This is a genomic window from Methyloglobulus sp. (assembly GCF_040079455.1).
In the GTDB taxonomy this organism is placed as follows: domain Bacteria; phylum Pseudomonadota; class Gammaproteobacteria; order Methylococcales; family Methylomonadaceae; genus Methyloglobulus.
Genome location: NZ_JBEBKJ010000148.1, coordinates 1 through 4,378 on the forward strand (window position 1 = coordinate 1; position 4,378 = coordinate 4,378).

4 protein-coding genes are annotated in these 4,378 nt (G+C 42.2%); all 4 read left to right on the forward strand.

Annotation, left to right across the window (positions count from 1 at the left end; genetic code table 11):
• Positions 1-141 precede the first annotated feature (141 nt).
• The 4 genes from ABL924_RS18010 (at position 142) to ABL924_RS18025 (ending at position 4,264) form a co-directional block, all read left to right on the forward strand.
• A complete protein-coding gene (locus tag ABL924_RS18010; protein WP_349028479.1) occupies positions 142-1,938 on the forward strand; it encodes an ABC transporter transmembrane domain-containing protein in 1,797 nt (598 codons plus the stop codon).
• A 114-nt stretch (positions 1,939-2,052) separates the two neighbouring features.
• Positions 2,053-2,328 (forward strand): cupin domain-containing protein, encoded by a 276-nt coding sequence (locus ABL924_RS18015; RefSeq protein ID WP_349020402.1) that lies wholly within the window; start codon positions 2,053-2,055, stop codon positions 2,326-2,328.
• A 229-nt stretch (positions 2,329-2,557) separates the two neighbouring features.
• Positions 2,558-3,310: a DNA cytosine methyltransferase gene (locus ABL924_RS18020; RefSeq protein ID WP_349028480.1), complete on the forward strand. Its 753-nt coding sequence runs from the start codon at positions 2,558-2,560 to the stop codon at positions 3,308-3,310.
• A gap of 147 nt (positions 3,311-3,457) precedes the next feature.
• Positions 3,458-4,264, forward strand: coding sequence for a restriction endonuclease (locus ABL924_RS18025; RefSeq protein WP_349028481.1), 807 nt, complete (start codon positions 3,458-3,460; stop codon positions 4,262-4,264).
• Positions 4,265-4,378 lie beyond the last annotated feature (114 nt).

Here is a 4,378-nt window from a genome sequence, read left to right on the forward strand (position 1 = left end):
GGTTTGGGCTAGGTTCTTCCAGGACATAGGCTATTGCTCGAACTTGAATAAAGGCTTATTTTACCCATTTTGGGGCTTGAGGTCGTGCAAAGGTCTCAAGACATGAGAAAATGAAAAACACGCCATCAAACATGACCACGGATGTCTATCTCCAAATTAAATCAACCAGACTCAACTAGACACGTATCTTCGCTTAAAGATTTGTGGCCTTTTATACGTCCCTATCGTAAAAGAATGGCGCTGGCATTTGTGTTGCTGTGCCTTGGCTCAGCAACCATATTATTGATTCCTTTGGCTTTTCGTGATCTGATCGACGTTGGTTTTGGGCAACGGCAAAATGTTAGCGGTGGACTGCTGGGGTCGCTGAGTTTGGACGAACGGTTTGCCGTGCTGTTTGGATTGGCGAGCCTGTGGGCATTAACCATTGCGGCGCGTTATTACACCGTGAGTTGGGTAGGTGAGCGGGTAACTGCGGATTTACGCAGTGCGGTTTATGCGCGGGTTTTGCTGCAATCTTCACAATTTTTCGAGACCTTACAAACTGGCGAAGTGTTATCGCGCCTGACAGGTGACACTACCTTGGTTCAGACCGTGGTCGGCAGTTCCATTTCGATGGGCTTACGAAGCTTGTTCCAGTTTGTCGGCGGCATGGTCATGCTCGCGGTGACTAGCTTTTATCTGTTTTCTTTGAATCTAGGCTTGATGGCAATACTGATAATTCCCATTTTAGCTATTGGACGTAAAGTAAAAAAACTCTCCCGTGAGTCGCAGGACAAAATTGCCGATGCTTCGGCATTGGCTGGCGAGATTCTTAATGCTGTACCGACAGTTCAAGCTTATACACAAGAACGGCGCGAAACCCAACGCTTTACTGATAGCGCAGAAATTAGCTTCATGACAGCCATCCGGCGTAGCCGTGTAAGAGCGTCGTTGACGGCACTTATAATTATGGCAGTGATGGGGTCGATTATTTTCGTGCTATGGATCGGCGCAAACTTGGTACATACAGGTAGCATGACGGGTGGACAACTGACTTCTTTCATACTCTATGCGGCCTTGGTGGCGGGTGGCGTAAGCACGATGGCAGAAGTTTGGGGTGATGTGATGCGTGCAGCAGGTGCAACTGGGCGCTTACTGGAACTGCTCCATGCTAAGTCCGCCATTGTCGAAGCCAAGATTCCTCAACCACTACCACAACGCGGAAAAGCTGATATTCAATTTGAGAATGTCACCTTCCGTTATCCGTCGCGCATTCAAACTGCTGCACTTGATGACATTACGCTCAACATAGCATCTGGTGAAAGCGTCGCGCTAGTGGGGCCTTCTGGAGCAGGTAAGACCACCTTGTTCCAACTGTTATTGCGCTTTTATGATGTCACGCAAGGCACTATCCGTTTTAATGGGCAAGACATCCGCCAGCTTTCCTTGCATGACTTACGTAACAACATCGCCATCGTCCCGCAAGATTCCGTGATTTTTTCCGCTAATGCTCTGGAGAATATTCGTTATGGCCGCCCTAATGCCAGCGATAATGAAGTCATAGCTGCCGCCAAATCAGCACAGGTAGAAGAATTCATCAGCCGTCTACCAGATGGCTATCGGACTTTTTTGGGCGAACGCGGCACCCGCTTGTCGGGTGGGCAACGCCAACGCATCGCCATTGCCCGTGCAATTTTGAAAAACGCGCCACTTTTGCTGCTAGATGAAGCCACCAGTGCATTAGATGCAGAATCCGAAATTCTCGTGCAAGAAGGCTTAGATGCTGCGATGCAAGGTCGTACCACCCTCATCATTGCCCATCGGCTGGCGACTGTGAAGAAGGTCAACCGTATCATCGTCTTGGATCAAGGACGTATAGTCGAAATTGGATCGCCGGATAACTTACTAAAACAGAGCGGTTTGTACGCTAAGTTAGCAAGTTTGCAATTTGTCGTTTAAAAATAAGCGAAGGCCAAAAACAGTTAAGGATTCCAATATGTTTGATTAGCACAAAAGGTTGCCTGAAAAATGCTAAAATCCAAACTTAACCTATCACTTTATTTAAGGAAACCCATGCCACAAATCACCATAGAACATAACCCCAGTGAAGAACGTTTGAAAGAATTAGGTGTGGCGAATTGGGAGATTTGGGAGAAAGAAGTCTCAGAATTCCCCATCGACTTTGACGCAACTGAAACAGCTTATGTCCTGGAAGGCGAGATTCTAGTGACACCAGAAGGCGGCGAACCTGTACGAATCTTACCTGGTGACTTAGTTGTTTTCCCAGAAGGCCTAAACAGCCATTGGAAAGTCGTCAAAGCATTGCGTAAGCATTACAGCTATGACTAAGTAGGCGGAATTTGGGGCAAATGTTGTTCCGATTATCCAGATTCCTCTGGGTTATTTCATTGATGTTCCTGGAATGCCTTGTCGCATATTTCCGTATCATGTATATTTGAATCGTGATTTATGAGGTGTTCCACGCACTTAAAATGCCACACTTTACCTAGTGTGGCGGAAAATTTCACGAGTGTTTGGGAGGTCTGCGTTTTTATAAATTCTATAGTTACCTAAAATAATGGATAGATATAACACTGACGCATCCAACCAAACAACGGTATCAGAACTAAATAGTACCGATGGTTTTGCAATAAACACAGAACAAAAAAAATGTAGTGAATATAAAGCACCCATAATTTTTTCTTTTTTCTCTGGTGCGGGGTTTTTGGACTTAGGTTTTGAAAAAGCGGGCTATGAAATTGGTTATGTTAATGAAGTACATAAACCATTTCTTGAGGCATATAAATATTCCAGACAGAAAATGGGTATGCCCCAGCCGCTTCATGGATACTTTGAAGGCAATATTGAAAGCTGTATTGCTGGTGAAGAAGCAGAACGTGTAACCCGCTTAGTTGATTTGGCAAAAGGAAATAAGCAGCTTGTTGGATTTATTGGATGTCCTCCATGTCCAGATTTCTCTGTCGGTGGAAAAAATCGTGGGCAACATGGGGAGAATGGCAAATTATCTAAAATCTATATTGATTTAATTTGCAGACAGAAACCAGATTTCTTTGTTTTTGAGAATGTAAAAGGGCTTTATCGGACTACAAGGCATAGGCAATTTTTTGATGGTTTAAAACACCAGCTGAAAAGTGCTGGATATAGTTGCACAGAAAGGTTAATAAATGCAATTGAATACGGTGCGCCACAAGACCGAGAACGCATAATTCTTTTTGGTGTCCTCCAGCAGCAAGCTAAAAAAGACCTTCCGAAATTTAATTGGTTCTCACATACGTTACATCCCGAAGGTAAAGCCCTAAGCTACCCGTGACCAGAAGCCCAACCCATTGCAATATTACGCCAACAACCCAGCCACATTCCTTTGGAATTAACTGTTCAGCACTGGTTTGAAAATAACAACTTTAAATAATTTACATATAAAACAAATACTAACATGAAAATACCGGTATAAAATTATATGAAAAAGATACCCACAAGAGAACAATTATTGAATCCTGTTTTACAGGCTCTTGTTGAACTTGGCGGTTCCGGTTCTATTGAAGAAATCAATGAAAAAATTATTATAAATCTCCAAATTCCAGAAGAACTTGTAAATATTCCGCATATCAAGAATAAAGAGGGTGGGCAAACAGAACTGGAATACCAATTAGCTTGGTCAAGAACCATGCTTCGAAGCAATGGGTATATCACAAATTCAAAAAGAGGTATTTGGGCATTAGTTGATAATAGCAATACCTCAGTTGAGGGAATAAACTTACCAAAAATACAATTATCAGCCTACCAACAAGAAGATCTTGAAGAAAACTGGAAATCTAAACTTCAAAAAATTTTAATTGAAAAACTAACTCCCGATGCTTTTGAAAGATTAATACAACGTTTTTTAAGGGAAAAAGGCTTTTCACAAGTTGAAGTAACAGGAAGGTCTGGTGATGGTGGCGTTGACGGCAAAGGAATTGCAAAAATTAATGGAATTCTAAGTTTTCATATTGTTTTTCAATGTAAAAAATATCAAGGTGCCGTTTCAGCCGGGCATATAAGAGATTTTCGTGGTGCAATGGTTGGAAGAACTGATAAAGGTCTATTTATAACAACGGGTTATTTTACAAGAGACGCTATTAAAGAGGCGACTCGTGACGGTACACCGACTATTGATTTAATTGATGGTGAAAAACTAGTTGAGAAATTAAAAGAGCTGAATTTAGGTGTAAATGTAGAATTAATTGAAAAAATTTCAATTGATGAAAAATGGTTTGAAGGTATATGAATTTTAAATCAATATTCTGAGACCTTTGCACAAACAGCAGAAACTCCGGCTGACTGGTCAAAAGCCGATTTTTTTGAATTGGCATTCACCTTAATGGGCGGTATTCGGCTGAAA